Here is a 24,669-nt window from a genome sequence, read left to right as displayed (position 1 = left end):
TGAAACGGGTTTCATAAATGAATGAGGGTAGATCAAGGGGGTTAGCCATTGTATTTAGCAAAAAGTGAGGAAGCAGTGATTCAATTATCGTCAGAAGCACTGCGTATAGATGGAAAATCAGAAATTATACTTTGTGCCTCCTTATTTTATTTTCGATTACCACGCGGTTTATGGAAAGAGAGACTACATAAAGTTAAGGCCTTTGGATATAACGCTATTGATGTGTACTTTCCTTGGAATCATCATGAGACAGTGGAAGGAGTTTGGGATTTTACCGGAGAGAAGGATGCGGCTCAGTTTCTTCAGGATGCTGCAGATGTTGGACTGTGGGTGATTGCACGACCAGGGCCGTATATTTGCTCGGAATGGGATGGGGGAGCACTTCCAGCTTATCTTTTCGTCAAAGAAAATCTTCGCTTAAGGGATAGCGATCCTGCCTTCTTGCGGCATGTGGCCAGGTGGTATGAACAGATTCTTCCCATCCTGAAGAAGTATGAAACGGGTCAAGATGGCACCATCATTGCTGTCCAATTAGACAACGAGCTTGATTTCTATCCTTGCTCTGATCCCAAAGGGTACATCTCGGCGCTAAGAGATCTAGCTTTGCAGCATGGGATAACCGTGCCGCTCATTGCTTGCGCCGGACAAGGCGGCTTGTATGAGGCTTCAGGTTTTGCTGAAGGCGTTGTGCCAACATGTAACTTCTATCCAAATGACCAAGACCCTGCTTTCGAAGAAAAGGTGCTCTTCTACAGAGAGGAATTGGCTCGTCGGGGGCTGCCCTTACTCGTCACAGAGACGAATCGTTCGCACTTCTTGCTTCGCAGATTGTTATCGGCAGGAGCGAAGCTGCTCGGACCCTACTTGCAGGCTTCAGGGACGAATTTTGGCTTTACCAATGCAGCCAATAATTGGGGGAATCCTCTTTCTTTTCTTACCTCGGATTATGATTTCCATGGGATGATAACGCCCGAAGGACACATACGAGAGGAAGCTTATGAAGGAAGAATGCTGCATCGTGTGATTCAAACGTATGGCGCTTCCTTGGCAGAGGCTAAGCCTGAGCTCACAAGCAGTGACTCAGCCCCTTATCGGTTAGCGTTAAAGCAAGGCGGCGAGCTGCTCTTCCTATGCCAAGTCAATGAGCAAGATGAAACCGCTTACTTTCATGTGGGAGAAGATGCCATACCCCGTTATACCACACTCGTCGCAAAAGCTAGCCGCTGTCCGATCCTTCCCGTGCAGGTGCCTTTGCTGACTTGGGGAATCGCTGAAGGGACACTGGCCTACGCAACTGCAGAACTGCTGCTGGTGAAGCAGCTTGAGCAGCGCACGTTGTTCGTATTTCATACGGAGGGCGAAGGCGAAATTCGTCTCTGCTTTAATACGGATGTGCAGACAGAGGCTGGCACGATGACGTTACACGAAGCTGCGACAGGAGATCAGGTAACGGTATCCTTTCAATCGGGCGAGCAAGAGAGATTTGCTCGGATTCACTTAGTAAGCGGTCACGTTATCGAATTGATAGGGATGAGTCGTTCACGTGCTTTGATGTTAGAAAATATGGAAGATGAAGGCGAGCTGCATGTTGGCAAATGGGTAGAACGAGTCTCCGAAAGCCGCGATGTTGAACTTAGCTGGTCTCAAAGCTTAGTGAATCCCTTGAATACCCTTGCGGATGAAAGCTTATCGATCGGTGACACTGCCGATTATCTGGAGAAGCATGGTGTTTATCGAGGTTTCGCCTGGTACACCTGTCAATTATCACTATCGCTTGAGAAAAGCTGTTTAGGCATTATCGTTCAGCAGGCAAGTGATGTCGTTTCTGTCTATTCCGGTGAAACGTACCTTGGTACTGCAACACCGGGTGGAGGAAGTCAGTTCCTTCCGATTCCTACCGGCTCTCGCGTAGAGCCAGATCTGGTTGCTCGTGTCGAGATATGGGGACATACCAATTTCCATGATACGAATTTGCCGGGTCTGCACTTAAATGCTCTGAAAGGGCTAACGGGCATAGCTGGAGTAACGTCGGTTAGGGAAATAAACCAAAACTGGCGATTCAAGCTTATGCAATTCGGAGAGCACAAGGACGATTACGCAGCATCAGACTATGACGATCGACAATGGCCGATTGTGAGTGTTGGAGGGTGGCTCTCCGCAGAACAGCCCGCCCATCAATGCTACCGCAAACAAGTAAAGCTGTCGAAAGAAGCGGATACGTGGATTCTCCACACGCCTGGTAATTTCTCGCACGCCTATGCTTACGTGAACGGGCACGCACTCGGTCAATTGAATCCGCTCAATCCTTATCTTGATGTTACGCCTTATGTAAGGGCGGGAGATACGGCAACATTAACGCTATTTCTGGATAAAACGTATGGTTCTCTTAGCGGAAATATAAGTCTCTACGAAGGAACAGCTGCTAAACAGTGGACATTATCCTCCTGTCAGGAGAATGGCTTACTGCAGCATGCCAAAGCGTCGGCGCTTAAGGCTCTCCCCGTAGAAGGAGCTATCTCCTTGATACCGGGTACCCTGTCATGGCTGTACGGTGACCTTCGTGATGATAACCAAGGATTAGGCTGGAGGGTTTATGTCAATGGCAGCAATATGAAGCTGACCGTATTCTTCAACGGACACCTAGTTGGCCGTTTGTGGACGCAAGGCGGTGCCAACAGACCTATATTCCGTGGCGGCAGCGATGAATCCTTTTATTTACCGGGACCGTGGTTTAAGGGTGGCGAATCTGGAAATGAAATAGCCATCTTACTGGAGGCGGTATCGGCCTCTGAAGATGCCTTGCTAGAGCCTCTTCGCTTCGTACCCGTAGCCGCAGTTTAAATTGAAAGGAGAGTACGCATGAAAACTGCCATATCAGCAAGCTCATTAGAAGCGGCGCCTATTTCTGTCAAAAAGCGTATAACCCCACTGCGCAGATTTTGGTCGTATCGAACATTAGTCCTCATGTGTGTTCCTGCGATTTTATTTTTCTTAGTCATGTCGTACCTTCCAATGCCAGGGCTTTATCTCGCATTCATTAATTATAACTATTCTGCGGGAATCTTCGGCAGTCAGTTCGTTGGGTTTGACAATTTCAAATTTCTAGTGACCTCTGGGGCACTTTGGAAATTAACGTTTAATACGATTGCTTACAATTTAGCTTTTATTGTTTTTGGAAATATATTGCAGATTGGTATTGCCATTTTGCTGAACGAGCTTCGTAAAAAGTGGTTTAAAAAGCTTTCACAATCACTGATGTTCCTGCCATTTTTCATATCCTTTGTCCTTGTGGGCCTTATTGCTTATAACATTCTCAGTTATGACTTTGGACTGCTCAATGGGATTCTCAAATCGATCGGTTGGGAGCCGCTTAAGACCTACTCGAATCCAACGATTTGGCCTTTTATCATCGTCATTACGTTTCTTTGGCAGTCGACAGGGTACGGCTCCATCGTCTATTTCGCTGCGATAATGGGATTGGACTCAGAGATCGTAGAAGCCGCAGAAATTGATGGGGCGAATGCCCTGCAGCGAATTCGTTATATCGTGCTTCCTTGGCTAAAGCCGACGTTCATTATTTTGTTGCTTTTTTCATTAGGCGGTATTCTCCGTGGTAACTTTGGATTGTTCTATAACTTGGTCGGTGCCAACAATACAGCCCTTTTTGATGCGACAGATATTATTGAAACGTTCGTGTTCCGCTCTTTGATGAACAACTTTAACTTTTCTCTAGGAAGCGCTGTCAGTCTTTATCAGTCCGTGTTTGGCTTCTTTATTGTCATCACAGCCAACTGGCTGGTTAAGAAAGTTTCGCCTGAAAACACGCTGTTCTAATTCAACATGTAAGTGTTCATCAATTTAGATTGGTTAGGAGGGACATACGTGGAACAAGTCATCGCACGTCAAAGGGGAACTGATTTCTCATCGGTGGCCATTCGGCTATTCGGCTACTTCTTTATTGGTCTATTTGCAATCTTCTGTTTAGCACCTTTTCTTCTCGTCCTTGGGACGTCGTTCACAGCAGAGAAATCAATCACGTTACACGGCTATAATTTGTGGCCTAGAGAGTTTAGTACGTTTGCTTATAAAATTGTCTTCGAGAACCCTGGCGTCATCATCGGCTCTTATGGGGTCACGCTCGGCATTACGCTGATTGGAACAACCATTGGACTATTTATCGTAGCCATGACGGGTTATTCCTTGCAGCGTCCTGATTTTCCTTATCGCAATCGGATCTCCTTCTTCATTTACTTTACAACGTTGTTTCAAGGCGGGGTTGTCCCCTTTTACTTAATTATGACGCAGTGGCTGCATCTGAAGGATAACTATTTGGCTGTCCTGCTGCCCGGACTGATGAGCCCTTTTCTCATTATTATGATGAAAAGCTTCGTTAGATCCATTCCGCATGCGATTACAGAATCGGCCAAAATGGACGGGGCGGGTGATTTCAAGATTTTCACCAAGCTCATCCTGCCTATGACAACACCGGCACTGGCGACAATTGGATTGTTTATTGCTTTGGGTTATTGGAATGAATGGTACAATGCGATGCTGTTCCTATCGCCCGATTTGAAGTATAGGCCGCTTCAATTGTTCCTGTACAACGTCGTAACAAGTGCCGATTTTATCAAAAACTCATCGGTTTCCTCCAATGTACAGCCAAGGGATATGCCGCTAGAGTCCATGAAAATGGCTACCGCCGTAGTTGCAACGGGACCGGTCATTCTCTTTTATCCGATGGTGCAGAAATATTTTATCCAAGGTATTACCGTTGGTGCTGTTAAAGGCTAACGCAAAGCATATACCAAAATGATTATGGGGAGGCAAATCCGTATGTTCAAGAGAAAAAAGAAAGCGCTTAGTGTAGCTCTGGCAGCGACGCTTGCTGTAAGCTTGACGGCGTGCACCACACCTAGCAGTACAGGAACTAGCTCCACGGATAAAGGGACAGCGACTGCTACGGCAACAGGGACAGCAGCACCATCCGGCAAAATTGACACCTCCGAGTTCCAAACGATTTCCTACGTGATGTTGGGGGATAAACCGAAGAATGGTCAATTTGAAAAGGTGATGGAGAAGGTCAACGCCATTTTGAAACAAAAAGCAAATGCAAAACTGGAAATTAAATGGGTTGAATGGGCCGATTGGCAAACCAAATATAATCTTTTGCTTGCTTCAGGAGAACCAGTTGATTTGATTACGGTTGCAACAGATTGGTTGGATACGTGGCAGAATGCCCAAAAAGGTGCTTTCCAGCCGCTGGATAAGCTGCTTCCTGTGTATGCGCCGTTAACTTGGAAGGAAGTACCGCCAGAGAACTGGGCTGAAACGAAGTACAAGAATCAGATCATGCTGATTCCTGAAGATCATTATACGCAGTGGGTTAATCACGGTTTCTTGTATCGGGGCGATTGGGCCAAAGAGTTTGGGATCACGACGCCGATTACAGATTGGAAGCAGCTGGAGACCTATTTCCAAGGTGTGAAGGATAAGAAGCCAGGCGTTGTTCCTTGGGATGCGAATGGTACCGCCGCAGGTAATATTGGTGGCTACATCAATTCCTACACAGATGCGATTGAACTTCCGGTTAGTACAGGTCTCTTCGGTCTAATCTACGGCAAATCCTATGATGAGAAGTATAAAGCCTACAGTCCTATTCTTGATGATACCTTCGTGAATTTTGCCAAACTCATGAAGGATTGGGGCGACAAAGGCTTCTGGCGAGATGACGTGCTGAACTATAAAGGCGATAACCGTTCAGAGCTTGAGGCTGGTAAGACAAGCGTTGATCAGCATCATACGCAAACCTTCCTTGGTGAACGTATCAAAATGGATAAGCTGCAGCCAGGATCGGATCTCCAGTTCTTTCCATTCTCGGCTACACGCAACAATCTCGTATCCATGTCGATCACGCACGGAGGGACTTCCATTGGTGCGAAAAGCAAGCATCCGGAGCGCGCTCTGATGGTCTACGAGCTGATTCGTCAAGACCCGGAAGTGTATCGTTTGATGAATTACGGCTTGGAAGGCGTGCAGTACGTCGTCAAAGATGGCAAACGTTTCCGTCCAGATGGTTATGATGTACAAAGAGACGAATTCTATTCCAACTTCTGGGGTGGACGTATCGATAAGAATGAAATTCCAGATGGCAATGAGTATTCAGGAAAAGGCGCGATTTATGCATCCTATGACAAAATCAAAAAGCCATTCCCATATGGCCGATTCGTTTTCGATAAGGGACCTGTGTCAAACGAGCTGACTGCGGTTACTCAAGTTGTTGGACAAATGGGACCTGCGATTCTTTATGGCAAAGCGGGAGACCCAGTCAAAGCAGTTGATGATTTCCGCGCGAAGCTGAAAACAGCAGGTTTTGATAAGCTGATGGCTGAAGTCCAAAAACAATTGGATGCCTTCAAAACCACTGTAGAAAGCAGCAAATAAGGATAAAGATATCGAAGGTCTGTCTCTGAACAGGCCTTCGATCTTTACATTTTGACGTAACGGAGAGTGTATTCTTGGAATCTATAACCGTCTATGATATTGCCCGAGAAGCGAACGTCTCCGTCGCGACAGTTTCCCGTGTTCTCAATGATACCGCACCCGTTCGAACCTCGACTAGGCAGAGGATTATGGCGATTATTGAAAAGCATAAGTTTCAGCCCAATGCGTTGGCACGCAGTCTGGTGAATAAGAAAACGGGCATGATTGGCGTATTATTCCCAGATAGCAGTAACATGTTTTTCCCTGAGGTGTTCGGAGGGGCAGAGCGAGCTGCGATGAAGCTGGGATTCACACTCTTTCTATGTAATACATTTAGCAACTTCAGCAGAGAATCTGAATATTTAAATCTGCTTTGTGAAAGACAGGTGGAAGGACTCATTTTCATGGGGGGACGAATTAATTCACGCCTATGCCCCGAACTGCTCGTACAGGAAGTCGTGGATATCCAGAAGAGAATTCCAATTGTCTTAATTAATGGCAGTCTTCCGGGGCATCCCTGTCATCGGGTGAAAACGGACGAGTATGCGGGGACCCAGCTCATTATGCAGCACCTTATTGATCGCGGGCATCGAAGCATCGGCTTCTTAGGGGGAAGCGCTGAAACGACAACAACGATGGAAAAGCTGCAAGCCTACAAAAGTACGCTGGGAGCGAATGATCTCCCTTTTCGCAAACAAATCGTACGCTTGGGAGACTTCTCTATGGAATGCGGCCGCAAGTTGATGGATCAGTTCCTTACGCTGCCAAATTGTCCAACGGCCTTTCTTTGTATTAACGATTACGTAGCCATTGGTGCTATGAAAGCGGCTATTTCACGCGGGTTGCGGATTCCCGAAGACATCGCGATTGCAGGGTTTGATGACACCCAATTAGCTTCTGCGATGAATCCCGAACTGACAACTGTTTCGCAGCATAGTGAAGAGCTTGGGAGTCAAGCGATGGCATTATTATCGAGATTGATTCAGAAGGAAAAAGTGAAGAAACTGACGGTTCTGGAGCCTAAGCTCATTGTTAGACAGAGTACATAATGAGAAAGAAGTGTGCTGACTCAGCAAGAAGTGGCAGTTGGTTAAACAATAGGATAGAAGAGAAGTCCGAGCGGTTACGACTCCTCGGACTTTATGTATTATTAATAAAAGCAAGCATGATCACATCCAGAAATGTCCGCGTGACTTCATGCATCAGATATTGATGCATCAGTCCTTCTTGCTTAAAGCCCAGCTTCTCCAATACCTTCAAAGAAGCTTTATTTTCAGGAAATACTTCTGCTTGAATACGATGTGCGCCAATATGTTCCCGACTAAAGGCAAGAACAGCTTCAAGTGCTTCGGACATGATGCCCTTATTCCAATAATGACGGTTTAATTCGAAACCAACGTTGAGAGGAAGAAGAGGCTTCTTTTCAAACGTATCTCGAATCGGCATGAACATGACGGTGCCAATTAAGGTGGGATCGGTCTTCAAAGATATCCCCCAAGGGAATAGCCGTTTATCTTGAAAATATTGATTCCATGAGTGAATTAAGTCTATGGAATCTTGGATAGAGGCAGGGCCATTCCAGTCTAGATATTGGGTGACCTTGGAGTCGGAATAGAAGAGATAAAGATCCTCAGCATCCTCAGTGTTCATTTGACGCAAACATAAACGGTTTGTTGTAAGTAGAGGGAAGGAGTCGAATAAACCGGTCGTTGTCAATCTTGTCACCTGTCTTTGCTTCAAATTGTTCAACCTTAACTAGTAACCTAACATAGTAATCTGAAGAATACCTTAAAAAGAAATAAGTTCAATGTTCGTGCGTATCATTGCGGCCGTGATGATAGTCATTTTGGCATTGTCTGCAGGTAATATTTTCATTGAAATCAGAAATGCCAAGAAAGCGAGTATGGAAGCCATATCCAGCTATGGCATTCGATTGGCAGAGAGCTATGTGCAAGGGATCGATGCAAGTAGATGGGAACAATTTTTAAAAGATCCGAAGGAGAACGAGCTGTATTGGAATATCAGGCAGGAACTAGACCAATACCGTACGCAAAGCATCTGTTGTAGATATAGCGAATATTGCAAAAGCTTCATCCGACGGAACGCAGAACATTCACAAGCTGACACAGGATCAACTTAAGATTGCCCAAGAAATAGCTGACTCAGCAACGGCTTTGAGCGGATTAACGGATGAAATGCGATTATCTATTCAACGAATTAATGTGTAAATATGAATATAGATTTGGCTAGTTTCAATGAGTAGACGAATCCTATACAATATAACCGACAGGTATTGCCTGACGGTGGATTGTATAGGTTTTTTTAGTTTTTGATAAGTAGGGGGCAAACCATGCAGTTTCTACAAAAATATATAACCATGCCTTGGTTTCGTAATCAACGTATTCGCTATAAAATTATCATGATTTATTTTCCTCTAATCTTCGTGCCTTTATTTGTACTAGGTTTTGTTTCGAATCAGGTGTACACGAATGCGATTGTCAAAAAGACGATTAAAAATGTTTCGGATAACTCGTCCCTCATTATTACGCGCATCACAGGCATGTTAACGAATGTAGAAAGCTGCGCCAATATGCTGACGATCAATCTCAACAAATTAATCGTAGAAGACCCGCAATCTCAGGGGACAGCGGAAACGAGCTTACAGATGTACACGCAGATTACGAATCAGTTGAGCTTTGCCCTGCTTGTATTTCCCGATGTCCAATCGGCTGCGTTTATAGATGCGAATGGTCGAGTTTTTGGATCTAATCTCCTTATGGAACGGAATCGGGAGTTGATCGCGAGCAGTGAAATGCTTAAACAGGTTGACGCCTCCATTGGCAATAAAAATATTTGGTTTCCCATGCAGCAGCGTAATTACTTGACCCCTGATTCGCAAGAAATTGTCATGACGCTAGGTAAGCGGATTGTAAATATTTATACGGGACAACAGCTCGGTATGCTCGTACTGAATATCAAAGAAAGCACCTTATCTGCGATTTATCAAAAAATCGGCTCCATCCAGGATGGCAGCTATTTTATCGTGAATGAGGAAGGCGTCGTTATTTCATCACAGCACCCTGAGGATTTACTTCAAGAAGTTGCCGATCCAACGATGAAAAACTGGATTACTTCCAGTAAGGATACGTCGGATCTAACCTCTTTTCAACATGAGAAAACGCTTGTCGTAAGCTCCGATGTTCCTAGCTTTGGGTGGAAGCTCATCTCGATGGCTCCGCTTGAATCTCTAACCGCAGATACGCGTAAAATCACTGTCCTTATTGTATGTATTGGGTTGATCTGTTTATTTTTTGCTTTACTTGGTGCGGGTATGCTTTCGCAATTGATTGCCAAACCGATCATGGGGCTAACCAAACATATGAAGAAGGTCAAAGAAGGCAGTCTGAACATTGAATTCCAGGTGAATTCAGAGGATGAGATTGGTTTATTGGCTTCGGGCTTCAATGCCATGATCAGGCGAGTTCAAGAGCTGCTGACGAACATTAATTTTGAGCAAAAGAAGAAGCGTGAATATGAGCTGGCGCTTATTCAGGCGCAAATTAAACCGCATTTTCTGTATAACACGTTAGATGTTATTTACACCTTGTCAGAAATGGGACGAGCACGGGATGTACAGCGAACAACCAAAGCGTTGGCCGATTTCTATCGCGTTGCTCTGAGTAAAGGAAGAGAGACGATAACGATCGAGGAGGAAGTCCGCAATGTGAAGGATTATTTATCCATCCAGCGTATCCGTTATTCCGATGTGTTTACCTTTGAATTTGATATCCGGGGTGAAGTGCTCGGTGGTCTTATCCCGAAATTAACCATTCAGCCGCTCGTAGAGAATGCGATCTATCATGGTCTTAAAACGAAGGGCAGCCTGGGGCTTCTAAGGGTAACAGGTGAAATTGTGGAGGGTAAAATCAAGATTATCGTCAGCGATGACGGGGTTGGCATGCTGCCGGAGCGGCTTGAGGCTCTTGTGAAGAAACCGGAATCTCCAGAGCAAGCAGTTGGCTATGGGTTAAGGAACGTGAATGACCGTATACAGCTTTATTTTGGCGATGATTATGGCCTACAAATTGAAAGTCAACTAGGGCAGGGCACAGAAGTTACATTATGGCTCCCTTTTCAAAGTGAGGAAGGTTAAAATATGCAGAAAATACTAATTGTGGATGACGAATCCATTTTCCGGGAATACTTGCGAACGGCATTAGATTGGGAAGCTTATGGATTTGAAATATGCGCAGAAGCCAAAAATGGGGTCGAGGCGTTAGAACAAGTTGACGTGCATCGTCCTGATATTGCCCTTGTGGATATTACCATGCCGTTTATGGATGGACTCACGCTGACGGAGCAATTGAAGGAGCGATATCCAGCTACAAGCGTGGTGCTGATTACGGGCCATAACGAATTTGATTATGCTCGAAAGGCGCTTAAGCTTGGGGTTGAAGATTACATTCTTAAGCCGTTTTCGAAGGATGAATTGGTGCTGACATTGCTTAAGCTTCAGAAGGAGCATCAGAGGGCTCAAGAAGAGAAGTCCACACTGAAGGAAAATCAGCAGTTGATGAAGGAGAGCTTTCTTAATCATTTGTTAAGCGGTGATTACAACCATTCCGATGAGGAGACCAGTTTAAGACTTCAACAGTTCGGAGAATCCTTCGAGTCCCTATGTTTTGTGGTCGCGTGTATTGAGATTGATAACATGGATCTCAAGTGGAACAAAGTGAGTGAACGTTTACTTTGGAAATATGCGGTGACGAACATTCTGAACGAGGCGCTCGAGGAAACGGAGAATCACTTGATTTTCAATGGACCTGAGGGGCGCATTATTTGCTTGGTGGAGCACCAAGGGAATGGTGAGCTGGAAACTCCTGCGTTAGGCGGTTACGAGAAATTATGTTTCCTGATCAAGAAATATTTGAAATTTACGATCACAGTCGGTGTAGGTCGGAGTCAATCCGGCTATCAGGGGATTCGTTCTTCTTATTTGGAGGCGCTTGAAGCCTTGCAAAATAAGTTTGTATTGGGGAATGATCGTGTTATCGCATACGGATCAGAAGCTTTGGAGTCAGGAACTCAAGCCTTTTATCCCACGGAAGTGAATGAAGAGCTGCTCGTACAATTACGCATGCAAAATGGGGATAAGGTAGATGCTAAGTTGGAAGAAATTTTCCAAACGATTCGTGATCAGCGGCTATCCTTAGACTACACCTATGTCATTAGCATGGGACTTATTTCTGTTTGTTTGTCTTATGTTACAGAAACTGGACATCCGATTGAAGATTGCTTCGGAGAAGCCTTTTTTCCCTATAGTGAAATTAAACGGTTGGAATCCATTGACGCCACATCTGTATGGATCAAGGAATTGTTTAATCAAGCTATTCTTTATACGGGGAAGCACCGAAAGACCCGATCGTCGAAAATTGCTCAATCCGCCAAAGAATATATCGAGCTTCATCACGGAGATCCCGAGCTGCAATTGGATCAAATTGCCCAGCAGGTGTACATCAATCCCAGCTATCTCCGGGCTGTTTTTAAGAAAGAAATCGGCATGACGGTCACAGATTATGTCACGCATGTTCGTATGCATAAAGCGAAGGATTTACTCGGTAAAGGGAACATACGCCTTGCGGATATTGCCGAAAAAATCGGCTTTAACGATCCTAGCTACTTCAGTAAAAGCTTTAAGAAATTTTTTGGATATTCCCCTAGTGAGTATGAGAATAACCGCTTATGAATTTCCTGAATGTGCGGATTTTACAAGAACCCCTCGATTATTCCATTATCATAAGGGGTTTTTCCTTTTATACTCAGGTTGTAAAGAAGAGAAAGCACATGATGCCTGGGAGGTCCAACGAATGAAAAAAATGGGAGTTACTCTTGTAAGCTTGCTCGCGGCTACTAGCCTTGCAGCTTGCGGAACTACAAACACAACAAAAGATGCTGGTGCAACTAGCGCGCCAACGGCTGCAGCAACAGCAGCACCCGTGAAGTCGGATGCAAAGCCGGTCAAACTTAGAATTTATGCCCAATACGCAGATGAAGATACGAAAACACCTTATGATTATGCCGTTGCGGAATTGAAGAAGGAAATGCCGAATGTTGAGCTAGAGCTCGATATTCAAGCGCAAGATGATGGCCAGAAGCTGAAGACTTATGCAGCTACAGGCAATCTGCCAGACATTTTCGGAGCAGGATTAGACATTATCGATACGTTTAAGAAATCCAATAATATTCTAGTTCTGGATGAGTACGTAACTAAATTTGGCTTCAAAGACAAAATGCAACCAAGCGCATTGAATACACTTGTAACCGATGACGGCCACACTTACGCATTCCCTTATGCGGGTAATGAAGTAGCACTGCTTTACTACAACAAAGATTTGTTCCAACAAAATGGTGTGAAAGTGCCGACTACCTATGATGAAATGATGACGGCAGTTAAAGCGTTCAATGCGAAAGGCATTACGCCACTTTCCATTTTCGCTAAAGAAAAATGGCCTTGCGTAGCCCTTTATGACATGTTCGTTTCACGCGCTGAACCAGCTGGTGTGACGAAGCTTGATAAAGGCCTTGCCAAAGCAGATGATGCTGCTTACAAAACAGCTGCAGAGAAAATCATCGAGCTGGTTAAAGCAGGCATGCTGCCAAAAGGCGCAACGAACTTAAATTACGATCAAGCAGCAGCGCTCTTCCATGAAGGTAAAGCAGCGATGTTTATTAACGGTCAGTGGGAAATCGAAGCGGCTACGAAAGCGCTCGGTGACAAAGCAGGCTACATGTACATTCCAGCTGCTGATGCAGCAGCTTATGAAAAAGGTAAAACAGCATTCAGCGGCAGCGGCGGTCCTGGTGGATATGCCGTATCAGCCAACACCAAGGATAAAGAACTTGCAGCAAAAGTGGCATCCTTTATTTCCTTGAAATATGCGGAGTACAAGTTCACAAACCGCAGCAATCCAATCGTAGCTACCAAAGTAGACAAGCCGATTGTGAAACAGTTCCCTCCTATGATGGAACAACTATCCAAAGATATTCCGAAAATCACAAGCACAACAGCGTTCTCATGGGGATTGTCTAATCCTAAGTTCAAAGCAGCGCTTGAAGATGCCACACAAAACCTGTTGACAGGTAACTATACAGCGGATCAATTCGCGAAAGACTTGAATAAAGCGGCAGTAACAGCGAAATAACCGAAGTTTCTATGGAAAAGGAGACTCACACTGGACCGCTATGCGCCGGTGTGAGTTTTCTACTAAAAAAGGGAAGTGATGACATGCGCAAATTCATGGGAAATAAGGCGGCTATTATGCTTTTCACACTGCCGGCACTCCTTTTGTATACAGTGATTGTGTTTTATCCGATTTTGCAAACTTTCTATCGCAGTACATTCGAATGGGATGGATTAAGCGAAGGCACTTTTATTTTTCTAGATAACTATATTCGATTGTTTCAAGATAGTATTTTCTACACATCGCTATATAACGGTTTCGTTTTTGCCGGTATTTTGGCTGTCGTTCAAATCGGAATCGGCAGCGTGCTTGCTTTTGCCGTCGCAGAAGGGTTCAGAGGAAGCAAGTTTCTAAGAATTAGCTACTTCATTCCTGTGGTTCTTTCTATTACGGTAGTATGTCAGCTGTGGCTGGCGATGTATAACAGTGAGTACGGCTTGATTAATAAAATTTTTGAAGCGCTCGGCATCTCGTATCGCCAGGATTGGTTGACGAACAACAAAACAGCGATTTTCGCCATTGCGTTCGTGAATGCTTGGCAGTATATGGGTTACCAGTTCGCATTGCTGTTGGCGGCTGTAAAGTCCGTTCCAGAGCAATACTTAGAAGCGGCACGTATTGATGGAGCCTCCAAATTCAAAGCGCACATGGCGATAACGATACCCATGCTAGCTGAAACATATAAGTTTTGTTTGGTCCTAGCGATTACAGGCGGATTTAATGCTTTCGCTAATATGTTCATTATGACCGGCGGGGGCCCAGGGAATTCTACGTACACATTGACCTATTTGATGTACCGCTCTGCGTTCCGTGTTGGTGAATTCGGTTATGGAAGCGCCGCGGCTGCTTTCCTGGTCATCGAATGCTTGATTGTGACTTTGGCTATTAACCGACTGATCGCAAGAGAACGGATTACATTTTAAGGGGGATGACAGATGAACGGAATACTCAAATTGCGTAAAAAGAATCCGCTCCTGGGCATCTTATTATGGGTATATGCGGGGTTGTCAGTGTATCCACTGCTGTGGATGGTCTTTTATTCGCTTAAAAATAACAATGAAATCTTCGTGACGAATCCATTCGGCTTTCCGACTCATCTACGATTCGAGAACTATGTGGATGCTTGGTCAAGGTTCAATGTACCCGTCTACTTCAGTAACAGCTTGTTGGTAGCAGCGGCGACCGTTGTGGGTACGATTGTACTTTCGGTTACGTTTTCCTATGCCGTTGCCAGAATGCAATGGCGCTGGAAGGAAGCCGCTCGTATTTATGTCGTGATTGGGATGTTCATTCCCGTGCAAGTGATCATGATTCCGCTGGCGATTCTCGTACGTGAGTTCCATCTGGCGAACACGTATTGGGCGCTGATCGTTCCTTATATTGCCTTCAATATTTCATTCTCCAGTATGGTTTTCTATGGTTTTTTCCGCAGTATTCCGGTTGAGTTGGAAGAATCAGCTTGTATGGATGGTGCCAGCATTTACCGGACCTTCTATACCATCATATTGCCGATTATTAAACCAGCGATTGCAACGATGGTGATCTTCGTCTTCTTGTCGGCATGGAATGAATTTACAATGGCATTAATTTTGATTACCAAAGAATCCTTGAAAACCTTGCCGCTCGGACTGCTCTTCTTCCAAGGTCAGTTCACCACCAATTGGGGAGCAATGGGCGCGGCGATGACGATCGCGAGCTTGCCGACTGTGCTTGTGTATGTGCTGTTTAGTGAGCAAGTGGAGAAGGCGCTAACCGTAGGGTCTGCCGTGAAAGGATAAGACGGCTGCGTATTTGCAGAGTTGATGGATTATTTTGTAAAAGGTGAAAATAGAAAAGACCTGCCATTTCATGAAAATGGGAGGTCTTTTTGCATTTAGGAACGGCTTAATTGCGAATGAAATACGGAATCGCAAGCTCTGCAGGGGATCCTTCAGCTTAAAGGCGATTAGTTTCTCACATTTATCCAAGTGGTAAGTGAGTGAATTTCAATGTGGCGGTAATTAGGAATACCAACTTTGGGAACTATGATTTTGCCAACCAGAAGGAGTTGGTTTTGCCAAACGTCATGAGGCTGAGCTACGACGAGCGCCTGGGATTCGAACGCGTTGGGAAGATATGGGTGGTTTCATTTTTTGCAAGTTGTACGGAATGCAACAATTTCCTTGATTTTTATCGTAAAAATGGAATTTGTTTCATTTCGTACAACAATTTGGACGTTATTATTCCTTTTAGGGCATTTTCAAGCGAAATTGTTGTATGTTTTGCAACAATAGATGGGAAATGGTTGGTTTACTCGACAAAAGTTGTACAAAGTACAACTTGCCTCTATGTGTTCTTCTTATTAGGTGTTCTTCTTATTAGGTATTATGCTACTAGGAGTGCCCCTCTTAGGAGTTCTGTTCTTTAGGAATTCTGCTCTTTAAGTGCTCTGCTTATTTGGTGTTCTACTCTTCAGGTGTACTGCTTTTCTTTGCTACTAGGAGTTCCCCTCTTAGGGGTTCCGCTCATAGGAGTCACTGTTTTAGCTGTCAACGCTTCTAAGCATCACTGACTCCCTTTACTAACCCAAAACGTAACATTGTCCCCCTGCAAGCCTTTGGCACCTGACTTTGGGTCTTGTTTAATGACGGTTCCCTTAGGCTGATCGTTTGCTTCAATCAAAAAATTGTAATGCAGACCGGCAGCCAAGGCTTGCGCTTCGGCATCAGATTGAGATAGACCTACCAGGTTAGGTATGGCCACTTCCTCGGCTTGTTTGTTCGAATCTCCGAGGGGCTTCGTTGTTGATGGGACAGGCGTATTTGTCGACATGGTAGGTGTGGCGGTGGGGATAGGTACCACGACAACAGACTCCGTTTTGGGAGATGGCCAAAGCGCCCAAACTGTGACCAAGACGACGACTAAAATAGCAATTGCTCCTATCCCTGCCTTACTTAGAGCGCTCAATGATTGTGATCGCTTATCAGCAGCGGGTGCAGCCTCGTCCACCTCATCAACTTCATCCACCACGTGCTTTTGAATTTTACTCGGGTATTGATAATGATTTTGCGTGTGGATAGGCCCCGCGTCCTGCTTTTGACCGGAATATGGTAAACTCCGCAATCCAAAAATCAACGAAGAAAGTGATGCGTGACCATGGCAGACGAGCTTAATCAGCTTAATTAAAGCCAATTTTTGCTCATATGTCGCAGATGGGATCGGCGTACGCTCCAGATGCGTATGCATCACTTCAAAAGCACCACTAATCGTCTCCGCGCCAGTAAATAGCTGAATCATCAACCGACAAAGCCCGATGGCCCCTTGTGCCTGAGGATCGCCCTTGTCCCAATAATTAATGACGGAAAGTTTGCCGTGATCATCTAACCATAAGTTCTCAGCGCCTACTGTAAATCCTGTAATACGTTCTTCCATTGCGTCAAGCAAGGAAACCCCTAGATCAGCAATCATTGCAATGATGGTATGGAAGGACATTTCTTTCTTGTTAACATGGTTGGAGAATAGTGAGCCTGGTTTGGCTTGCAGAATGATCGTAACCGAATCTTCCTCTACAGCTGTATCCAGGATATGTTGAAACCCGTCATGTATGAAAGCTGCTTTATGATGAAGGGTTCGAATGTAATCTTCACCGACCTGCCCAGGTTGAAGCTCTATTTGATAAAGGAGAACTTTTCGAGTTAGAAATAAATCATCACCATAATGCAAAGTACCATGAGGTAAAGCGACGATCTGTGAATCTGGCACATAGCGCGTACCCATTTTTTTATGCATGGAATATCCATCCTCTCTCTTGATGGCATCATTGGGAGTTGCCTTTATTATATATGATTCGGCGGGATATAGGAATTTAGGTATTTTGTTATGAAAAATAACATAAATAGTCGAATTTTTTGTTGGATTTTATCAAAATGGGTATAAACAAGAGTCTGAAGGTGGAATTCATAGTAAAGTTCTTGAATAAATGCTTTATATTGTTAGATAAACTGACGCCAATCGAGGTGGAATCAGCAAGATCTGGGTGAATGGATGGTTTCTTTGGATTAATATGGTCGGAGTCTACATGCTTTGGAAGGCATTCAAGCTCCTCAAGGAGAGGACATCAAGCAAAATCAAGATCAAATAGATCGGGTTTTAGCGTCAATTCATCAAGTGGAAAAGATTTGAGTCAAGCGTATTATGAGCTTCAACATGAGCAATTGGAACTGCTTGTTGTAAAGCTTATTGAAGAAGTCGAGGGAATATCAAAGTTGAGTCTGGATCCTGAGGCAGATAGCAGTTATTTCATTTATTTTACTGTACACTTTTTTTCTCAGTTTTGGAATAAGCTTGAGAAAAATGAGTTGAAAGGTATAGAAGCTGCTGCGCGCCAATATAAAGAACCCGAATTTTCTATGAAGCCATTTCTAGCTGACAAGATTCAGCTGATTTAGGCTTTTTTCTAACTTCGCAGAGCTAAAAGTCTATGATTCAAATGGCCTAGATGATATGATAGTTTTACAGATTTTTTTACAATTTGATCCAATATGAGGGGGAACTGTGTTGAAAAAAGTCGTTATTTTGGGCGGCGGTGTTGCCGGGATGAGTGCCGCGCATGAATTGATCGTCAGAGGCTATGGGGTGTCTGTCTACGAGTTTAAAAGTATTCCAGGCGGGAAAGCGAGAAGTATGCCTTTTGTAGGCAGTGGAATTGACGGGAGGAAAGATCTTCCAGGCGAGCATGGTTTTAGGTTATTTCCTCGCTTTTACAGACATGTCATTGATACATTGAAACGAATTCCCTATGAGAACGGAACCGTATATGATAACTTAACAGAAGTGACGCGGTTAGATATTGCCACCTACACAGCACCGCTATTGCCGCTGCTGGCCAAGATTGAATTTAGTTTAGACAATTTTATGGTGGTCATCAGAGATTTATTCGATAATGGCTTAGGTCTAAGTATGGATGATCTAGAGCAATACGGACGTAAGCTATGGCAAGTCATGACGAGCTGTGATGAACGCATTCGCGAGGAATATAACCTCATCGATTGGTGGAATTTCATTGAGGCGGATCAACAATCCCCTGCCTTTCAAAAAATATTCGCTGGATTCACCAAAACCCTCGTTGCTTGTCAATCCAAAATTGCAAACACACAAACTGTCGGCCCTGTTGCTGTTCAAATGACACTAGATATCACCACACCAGGCACGAGCTTCGTTCGTCTCTTGAACGGTCCAACGAATGACAAATGGGTGAACCCTTGGCTAACTTTTTTACGAGATCAGGGAGTTGATTACCATTTAGAGGCAAAAGTTGAAAGCATCGACTGCGTGGATGGCATTATTCGCAGTGCGAAGGTGACAGAGAACGGTAAGACCTTCGATGTCGAAGCTGATTATTACATAGCTGCATTCCCGGTTGAAGTGATGGGTAAATTCATTACCGACGCTATGGTGCAAGCCGACCCTACTCTTGTAGGTGTGCAGAAGCTTGTTGATTCCGTCGCATGGATGAATGGCATTCAGTATTATTTGAAGGAAGAGCTGCCTATCACACATGGACATGTTATATACTTAGATGCACCTTGGTCGCTGACTTCAGTATCCCAGAAACAATTTTGGCCGGATGTCGACCTTACTCAATATGGTGATGGCACAGTGAAGGGCGTTTTATCCGTCGACATTTCGGATTGGGACACACCAGGGGTATTATTCGGTAAATCGGCTACACTTTGCACGGCTGAAGAAATTAAAGCCGAAGTATGGGCACAGATGAAGTTAAGCTTGAATGTGGATGGTGCCGTTATCCTAGAAGACGATGTTCTGCATTCTTGGTTCTTGGATACGGATATTCAATTTGAGAATCCTGATCAGGCATGTACGAATATGGAGCCGCTGCTCATTAATCGCGTGGGTACTTGGGATGACCGTCCAGAAGCTTATACCGCAATTCCGAATCTGTTCCTGGCTGCTGATTATGTGCGTACGAATACGAACCTTGCGACGATGGAAGGCGCTAACGAAGCGGCACGACGTGCAGTTAATGCCATACTGAAACAAGATGGGTCGGCAGAAGAGCCTTGTGAAATATGGGAAATGTACACATTTGAGTTTATGCATATCGATTTATTGAAACCATATCATCATCATGATAAGCGACGGTTTGAGAAGGGGCTTCCTTGGGATGGAGAGCTTTTTTAGGAATACCTAGCAGCTAGTTTTACTAGGAGGATTTTATGCTAATTTTGCCGGAATACGAGTTAATCAGACAAATTTATCAAGGCGAACGGACTGTACTCTATCGCGCAGTTCATAAGCCGACTATGGAAAAAGTAGTTATCAAGACCTTGCGTTCAGACTTTCCTGTTTCCGCAGATATCGCTAGATTGAAACGAGAGTATGAAATAGGTAAAATGCTGGACTTTCCCGGCATTGTTAAGCCATTGGCGCTGCCCAAGCATCAAAACAGCCTAGCTCTCATATTGGAAGACTTTGACGGTGAGACCTTATCAGCTTATTTCCCAATGTTTCGTCAGTCCATACAAGCTTTTCTCATAGCAGCTATTCAATTGGTTAAAATAGTTGGGGATATTCATCAGCGTTACGTTATACATAAGGATATTAAGCCTAGCAATATTATTATTAATCCCGATAAGCAGATCATGAAGCTGGCTGATTTCAGCATTTCCTCTTTTACGAGAGAGCGTCAAGAAATGCTAGACCCGTTGATGCTAGAAGGAACGCTAAGCTATATGTCACCTGAGCAGACTGGTCGTATGAATCGTATTATCGATTACCGAACGGACTACTATTCCTTAGGGGTCACGTTCTATGAAATGCTCACCGGACGTCTTCCGTTTCAAACGGAAGATCCGGTGGAGCTGATTCATTGCCATTTTGCCGTGACGCCGACTCCTCCCGAAAGCTTGCGGATGGGCATACCAAAGCCGCTATCTGATATTGTCATGAAGCTTCTTGCTAAAAATGCGGAAGATCGATATCAGAGCGCCTACGGCATTATTCAGGATCTCGAGCACATCTTGATGCTGAGCAATTCCGGAGAAGAAATGACGGAATTTACGGTTGGGCTCTATGACATGACGGACATGTTCCAGATACCTCAAGGGTTGTACGGACGAGCTCAGGAAATCGAAAATCTGCTGCATGTTTACGGACGTGCGGTGCATGGATCGCTGGAGGCCGTCTGGGTAACCGGGGAATCTGGTTATGGCAAATCGTTTCTCATCGCCGAGACGATGAAGACGATCATGAAGGACAATGGCTGGTTCTTATCCGGCAGATTCGAGCCGAACAAACAGCATGTCTCGTATCATGCGTTGTCTAAGGCACTGCGTCAGTTAGTCCGTCAGCTTCTGACGGAGAAAGATCATCAAATCGAAGAGTATCGCGGACGATTGCTGAAGGTACTGGGAACGAGTGGGAAAGTGCTGACGGATCTCGTTCCGGACCTTGAGCTCCTAATCGGTAAGCAGCCCGTTGCGAAGCAGCTACCTCCTCAAGAAGCACAGAATCGATTGCATTTCTTATTGCAGCAATTTCTGCTAATCTTCTGTGTGAAAGACCGGCCCATCGTGTTGTTTCTAGATGATTTGCAGTGGGCAGATGCGGCATCCTTACAGTTTCTTGATCTGCTTTTGAACGATTCACAAATGAAGTATTTCCTTTTCATAGGTTCCTATCGAAGCGAGTACGACACTAATTGGTTTTCATCAACCCGTGTTCAATTGCTGGACAAGCTCCCAGAGCGACTTGTTACGGAACGGATTATTTTGCAGCCACTGGAAATTGCGGATGTCGGGCAGTTGATTGCGGAGTCGTTGAAAACCGAACAGCAGCAGGTTGTTGAGCTGGCTCAGCTCGTTCTGCAAAAAACCGGAGGGAATCCTTTTTTCGTCAAACAATTTTTAACGGCTTTACACGAGCAAAATTTACTCACCTTTAATTATGAAATTAATCGTTGGATATGGGATATTAGTGAAATTCAGAAGCTTAGAATTACCGATAATCTTATGTTCCTCCTAGCTGAAAAGCTGCAGCGAATGCCACCTAGAACGCAATACTTATTGCGGCTTGCTGCTTGTTTGGGGGCCTCCTTTGACCTGGAAGCGCTTGGTATTATTGCTAAGATGTCCTTTACAGATATACTGCAAGAGTTGGAAATTGCTATCCAAAACGGATTGATGATACCAGTTGGTACAGATTATAAGTTTTTTATCGAGATCCAAGGGAACTCAACTGCACGGGACATACGTTTTATGTTCGTGCATGATTCCATTCAAGAAGCCGTCTATGGATCCATTGAGGAATCCATGCTGCCAGAAATGCACTTGAACATCGCGCATCAGCTGCTGGAGCATTTAACTGAAGATCAGGCCGAGCCCCGTTTGTTCGATATCGTCAACCATATGAATATCGGCTCTAACTTATTAACGGAGCGGAAGGAACTTATCCAGCTTCTAGAATTTAATCTCAGTGCAGGCCGCAAGGCTAAATCCTCGAATGCTTATCGTTCAGCACTGCAGTACTACAATAAAGCATTAGCTTTGCTGAAGTTGGTAGAGAGTGCGGAATTAAATGACCTTAGCTTTTCCATTCGACTGGAGAAGTCAGAAGTGCTTTATCTGAATGGTCAGGCGGATGAAGCCGAGATATCATATGAAGAGCTGCTTATAGATGCCCGTACGAACGAACTTAAGTTGGAAGTTTATAACTTACAAGTGATTCTATACACGAACGTCGGTAAGCAGCATAAAAGTGTGGAAGTCGGATTGAAAGCATTAGCTGAACAAGGCATCCGTGTATCTAAAGAACCTACAGGCGTGAACATTTTTTTCGAATATATGAAGCTGAAAGCAATGATTGGGCGGAAGAATACACTTCAGCTGTACGATTTACCGATTATGGAAGATGAATATAGAACCAAATTAATGAACTTAATGATGAGTATTGCCATCTCCGCCTATTTCGTGAATACGAATTTATTCGTTTTGTTCATGTTCATTATGACGAAGCATGCCTTGAAGTATGGCAATACCCCCATGATGGCCTATGTATATGGATCCTATGGCTTGATTCTGGGCTCGGGCTTCGGGGATTATCAGCTGGGCTACCAATATGGGCAGCTTGGCGACCGCATGAATGCCAGATTTCAATCTCATCAATTCCGCAGCAAAAGCCATTTCTCATTTGGTTTGTTCGTGACGCCTTGGGTAAAGCCTTTGCAGGTGTGTTTAGAGCATTTGAAGGAATCGTTCCGAAGCGGGATCGAAGACGGCGACTTGGTTTTCGCAGGTTATGCCCTAACGTATCAGGTTTTAGTAAAGGATTTTCAAGGTGTTGTCCTTTCGGAAGTACAAGAAGATCTAGCTAAAAACTATCGGATATTGGAACAGACCAATCATCATGACACCCTACTCATGTTAGAAATGCTCCGTATGGTCATTCATAATTTGGAAGGGAAGTCTGAGAATCCCCTGATTATTGGCAAGGATGAGGAAGAGGAAAATCAATTTGTCCGTAAACTGGAGGTCCACCCGAACCAAGTTATTATTCATGAGTATACGGTAAAGAAAATGATGCTGTATTATTTGTTTGGTCAATATGACGAAGCTTTAAAGTTTGGTAAAGATGCGGAACCTATGCAGTCTGTTTCGTTCGGTCTGTTTCATATTCCTGAGAACTATTTCTACTTTGCTTTAGCTATAGCTGCAAAATATAAAGAGGCTGTGATCCTAGAGCAGAAGATGCTCGCCAAACAGATGAGAAAGATGCTTCGCAAGATGGATAAATGGGCTGCCCATTGTCCGGAAAACTTTTTGCATATTAGTCTTTTAATGCATGCGGAGTGGAACCGTGTTATGGGCCATTTCCAGAAAGCGGAGCAAGAATACGAAACGTCAATCCGGCAAGCAAGAGAGCAGGGGTTTATTCAGCATGAGGCGATTGCCTGTGAGCTGGCAGGGAAGATGTACAAGGAAGCGGGACGTGAAAAGATTGCCAAAACCTTTTTCGTCGATGCGTATTACGGTTATCTAAGCTGGGGTGCCAAGGCAAAGGCCGAGGAGTTAATGCTGCGTTATCCGGGCTATTTAACATCACTTAAGGAGTCGAAGGATTGGGGCACAACCAAAATAAGTGACTATTCCCTGCAGGCGCTTGATTTTATGACGATTATGAATACGTCTAGGTCGTTGTCGAGTGAAGTTAACTTGGAGCAATTGATTAAACGGTTAATGGAAATTGTAACTTATTCGTCTGGCGCGGAGAGAAGCATCCTTGTCTTAAAGGAACGTGACAGCTTATTCGTGGAGGCTGAGATGCTAGCCATCGACGGCAAGGATTCTTGTACCGTAAGCTCTGTTCTACTAGAAACAAGAGAAGATCTCCCAACCGCTGTGATTCAATTCGTTGCAAGAACCAAGGAAGGCGTAGTTCTCGATGATGCCGAAAATAAGGGATTCTTTACACATGATCCGTATATTCGTGCAACGGAGAGTAAATCGATATTCTGCGAGCCGATCCTGCATCAGGGCAATCTAGTTGGCGTCTTCTATCTTGAAAATAATTTGATACGTAATGCCTTTACATCAGACCGTCTTGATATTATCAAGCTATTGTCTGCACAGGCGGCAATATCGATCGAGAATGCAAGACTCTATAATGATTTGGAGGCCAAAGTCAAAGAACGGACGAACGAATTGATCTTGATGGAGACGTCCCGCCGAGACTTGCTGTCTAATATTTCCCATGATCTGGGCACCCCACTCACGTCCATTCAGGGTTATGTAGAGGCTATTCTGGATGGGATTATTCAAGAGCCTGAGGAACAGAGAAAGTACCTTTCGGTCGTTCATATGCGGATTGTCGGCATTCAGCGGCTCATTACGGATCTGTATCAGTTAAGTCGACTTGAGACGAAACAGTTCCATTTTCAGCTAGCTCCAACCTC

The 24,669-nt window shown here is 44.5% G+C and carries 15 protein-coding genes and 1 pseudogene; 14 read left to right on the top strand and 2 right to left on the bottom strand.

The annotated features are described in order from the left end of the window. Positions 1-48: 48 nt before the first annotated feature. The 5 genes from ASD40_RS22110 (at position 49) to ASD40_RS22090 (ending at position 7,529) form a co-directional block, all read left to right on the top strand. The gene (locus ASD40_RS22110) at positions 49-2,841 is read left to right on the top strand and encodes a beta-galactosidase (protein WP_057305328.1); all 2,793 of its coding nucleotides are present in this window, start codon (positions 49-51) and stop codon (positions 2,839-2,841) included. Between the two features lie 123 nt (positions 2,842-2,964). Then, complete coding sequence (locus ASD40_RS22105; protein WP_414858671.1) at positions 2,965-3,834, top strand: ABC transporter permease; 870 nt, start codon at positions 2,965-2,967, stop codon at positions 3,832-3,834. Positions 3,835-3,882: 48 nt separating this feature from the next. After that, complete coding sequence (locus ASD40_RS22100) at positions 3,883-4,791, top strand: carbohydrate ABC transporter permease (protein ID WP_057305326.1); 909 nt, start codon at positions 3,883-3,885, stop codon at positions 4,789-4,791. Between the two features lie 42 nt (positions 4,792-4,833). Beyond that, positions 4,834-6,441, top strand: coding sequence for a DUF3502 domain-containing protein (locus ASD40_RS22095; RefSeq protein WP_057305325.1), 1,608 nt, complete (start codon positions 4,834-4,836; stop codon positions 6,439-6,441). A 74-nt stretch (positions 6,442-6,515) separates the two neighbouring features. Next, positions 6,516-7,529 (top strand): LacI family DNA-binding transcriptional regulator, encoded by a 1,014-nt coding sequence (locus tag ASD40_RS22090; protein WP_057305324.1) that lies wholly within the window; start codon positions 6,516-6,518, stop codon positions 7,527-7,529. 91 nt (positions 7,530-7,620) lie between these two features. On the opposite strand, the gene ASD40_RS22085 is transcribed toward ASD40_RS22090, so the two are convergent. Next, complete coding sequence (locus tag ASD40_RS22085; protein WP_156390149.1) at positions 7,621-8,220, bottom strand: GNAT family N-acetyltransferase; 600 nt, start codon at positions 8,218-8,220, stop codon at positions 7,621-7,623. A gap of 67 nt (positions 8,221-8,287) precedes the next feature. Here ASD40_RS22085 and ASD40_RS22080 point away from each other — a divergent pair, with 67 nt between their 5' ends. The 6 genes from ASD40_RS22080 (at position 8,288) to ASD40_RS22055 (ending at position 15,499) form a co-directional block, all read left to right on the top strand. Beyond that, positions 8,288-8,620 carry a hypothetical protein gene (locus ASD40_RS22080; RefSeq protein WP_057305322.1) on the top strand — a complete coding sequence of 111 codons (333 nt, stop codon included), beginning with the start codon at positions 8,288-8,290 and terminating at the stop codon, positions 8,618-8,620. A 210-nt stretch (positions 8,621-8,830) separates the two neighbouring features. Continuing rightward, positions 8,831-10,633, top strand: a complete 1,803-nt coding sequence (locus ASD40_RS22075; protein ID WP_057305321.1) for a sensor histidine kinase — start codon at positions 8,831-8,833, stop codon at positions 10,631-10,633. A 3-nt stretch (positions 10,634-10,636) separates the two neighbouring features. Then, positions 10,637-12,226: a response regulator gene (locus ASD40_RS22070; RefSeq protein ID WP_057305320.1), complete on the top strand. Its 1,590-nt coding sequence runs from the start codon at positions 10,637-10,639 to the stop codon at positions 12,224-12,226. Between the two features lie 121 nt (positions 12,227-12,347). After that, positions 12,348-13,682 (top strand): ABC transporter substrate-binding protein, encoded by a 1,335-nt coding sequence (locus ASD40_RS22065; RefSeq protein ID WP_057305319.1) that lies wholly within the window; start codon positions 12,348-12,350, stop codon positions 13,680-13,682. A gap of 83 nt (positions 13,683-13,765) precedes the next feature. Next, complete coding sequence (locus ASD40_RS22060) at positions 13,766-14,644, top strand: carbohydrate ABC transporter permease (protein WP_057305318.1); 879 nt, start codon at positions 13,766-13,768, stop codon at positions 14,642-14,644. A gap of 12 nt (positions 14,645-14,656) precedes the next feature. After that, positions 14,657-15,499, top strand: coding sequence for a carbohydrate ABC transporter permease (locus ASD40_RS22055; protein ID WP_057305317.1), 843 nt, complete (start codon positions 14,657-14,659; stop codon positions 15,497-15,499). A 766-nt stretch (positions 15,500-16,265) separates the two neighbouring features. On the opposite strand, the gene ASD40_RS22050 is transcribed toward ASD40_RS22055, so the two are convergent. Beyond that, positions 16,266-17,489 carry a PASTA domain-containing protein gene (locus tag ASD40_RS22050; protein WP_057305316.1) on the bottom strand — a complete coding sequence of 408 codons (1,224 nt, stop codon included), beginning with the start codon at positions 17,487-17,489 and terminating at the stop codon, positions 16,266-16,268. A gap of 389 nt (positions 17,490-17,878) precedes the next feature. Between ASD40_RS22050 and ASD40_RS22045 the strand changes: the two genes are divergently transcribed. The 3 genes and pseudogenes from ASD40_RS22045 to ASD40_RS22035 all read left to right on the top strand — a co-directional run. Continuing rightward, the gene (locus tag ASD40_RS22045; RefSeq protein ID WP_057305315.1) at positions 17,879-18,148 is read left to right on the top strand and encodes a hypothetical protein; all 270 of its coding nucleotides are present in this window, start codon (positions 17,879-17,881) and stop codon (positions 18,146-18,148) included. 106 nt (positions 18,149-18,254) lie between these two features. After that, complete coding sequence (locus ASD40_RS22040; protein WP_082562368.1) at positions 18,255-19,901, top strand: hydroxysqualene dehydroxylase; 1,647 nt, start codon at positions 18,255-18,257, stop codon at positions 19,899-19,901. Positions 19,902-19,936: 35 nt separating this feature from the next. Further along, positions 19,937-24,625, top strand: a pseudogene (locus tag ASD40_RS22035) (AAA family ATPase); the annotation flags it as partial. Between the last annotated feature and the right edge of the window lie 44 nt (positions 24,626-24,669).

The sequence above is a fragment of the Paenibacillus sp. Root444D2 genome (assembly GCF_001426375.1).
Classification (GTDB): domain Bacteria; phylum Bacillota; class Bacilli; order Paenibacillales; family NBRC-103111; genus Paenibacillus_E.
This window is presented reverse-complemented; position numbering and strand designations above follow the sequence as displayed.

Coding starts and splice junctions, on each gene's coding strand:
- ASD40_RS22105 (WP_414858671.1), top strand. CDS start 2,965: ATGTGTGTTCCTGCGATTTTATTTTTCTTAGTCATGTCGTACCTTCCA.
- ASD40_RS22095 (WP_057305325.1), top strand. CDS start 4,834: ATGTTCAAGAGAAAAAAGAAAGCGCTTAGTGTAGCTCTGGCAGCGACG.
- ASD40_RS22080 (WP_057305322.1), top strand. CDS start 8,288: ATGTTCGTGCGTATCATTGCGGCCGTGATGATAGTCATTTTGGCATTG.
- ASD40_RS22075 (WP_057305321.1), top strand. CDS start 8,831: ATGCAGTTTCTACAAAAATATATAACCATGCCTTGGTTTCGTAATCAA.
- ASD40_RS22070 (WP_057305320.1), top strand. CDS start 10,637: ATGCAGAAAATACTAATTGTGGATGACGAATCCATTTTCCGGGAATAC.
- ASD40_RS22065 (WP_057305319.1), top strand. CDS start 12,348: ATGAAAAAAATGGGAGTTACTCTTGTAAGCTTGCTCGCGGCTACTAGC.
- ASD40_RS22060 (WP_057305318.1), top strand. CDS start 13,766: ATGCGCAAATTCATGGGAAATAAGGCGGCTATTATGCTTTTCACACTG.
- ASD40_RS22055 (WP_057305317.1), top strand. CDS start 14,657: ATGAACGGAATACTCAAATTGCGTAAAAAGAATCCGCTCCTGGGCATC.
- ASD40_RS22050 (WP_057305316.1), bottom strand. CDS start 17,489: ATGCATAAAAAAATGGGTACGCGCTATGTGCCAGATTCACAGATCGTC.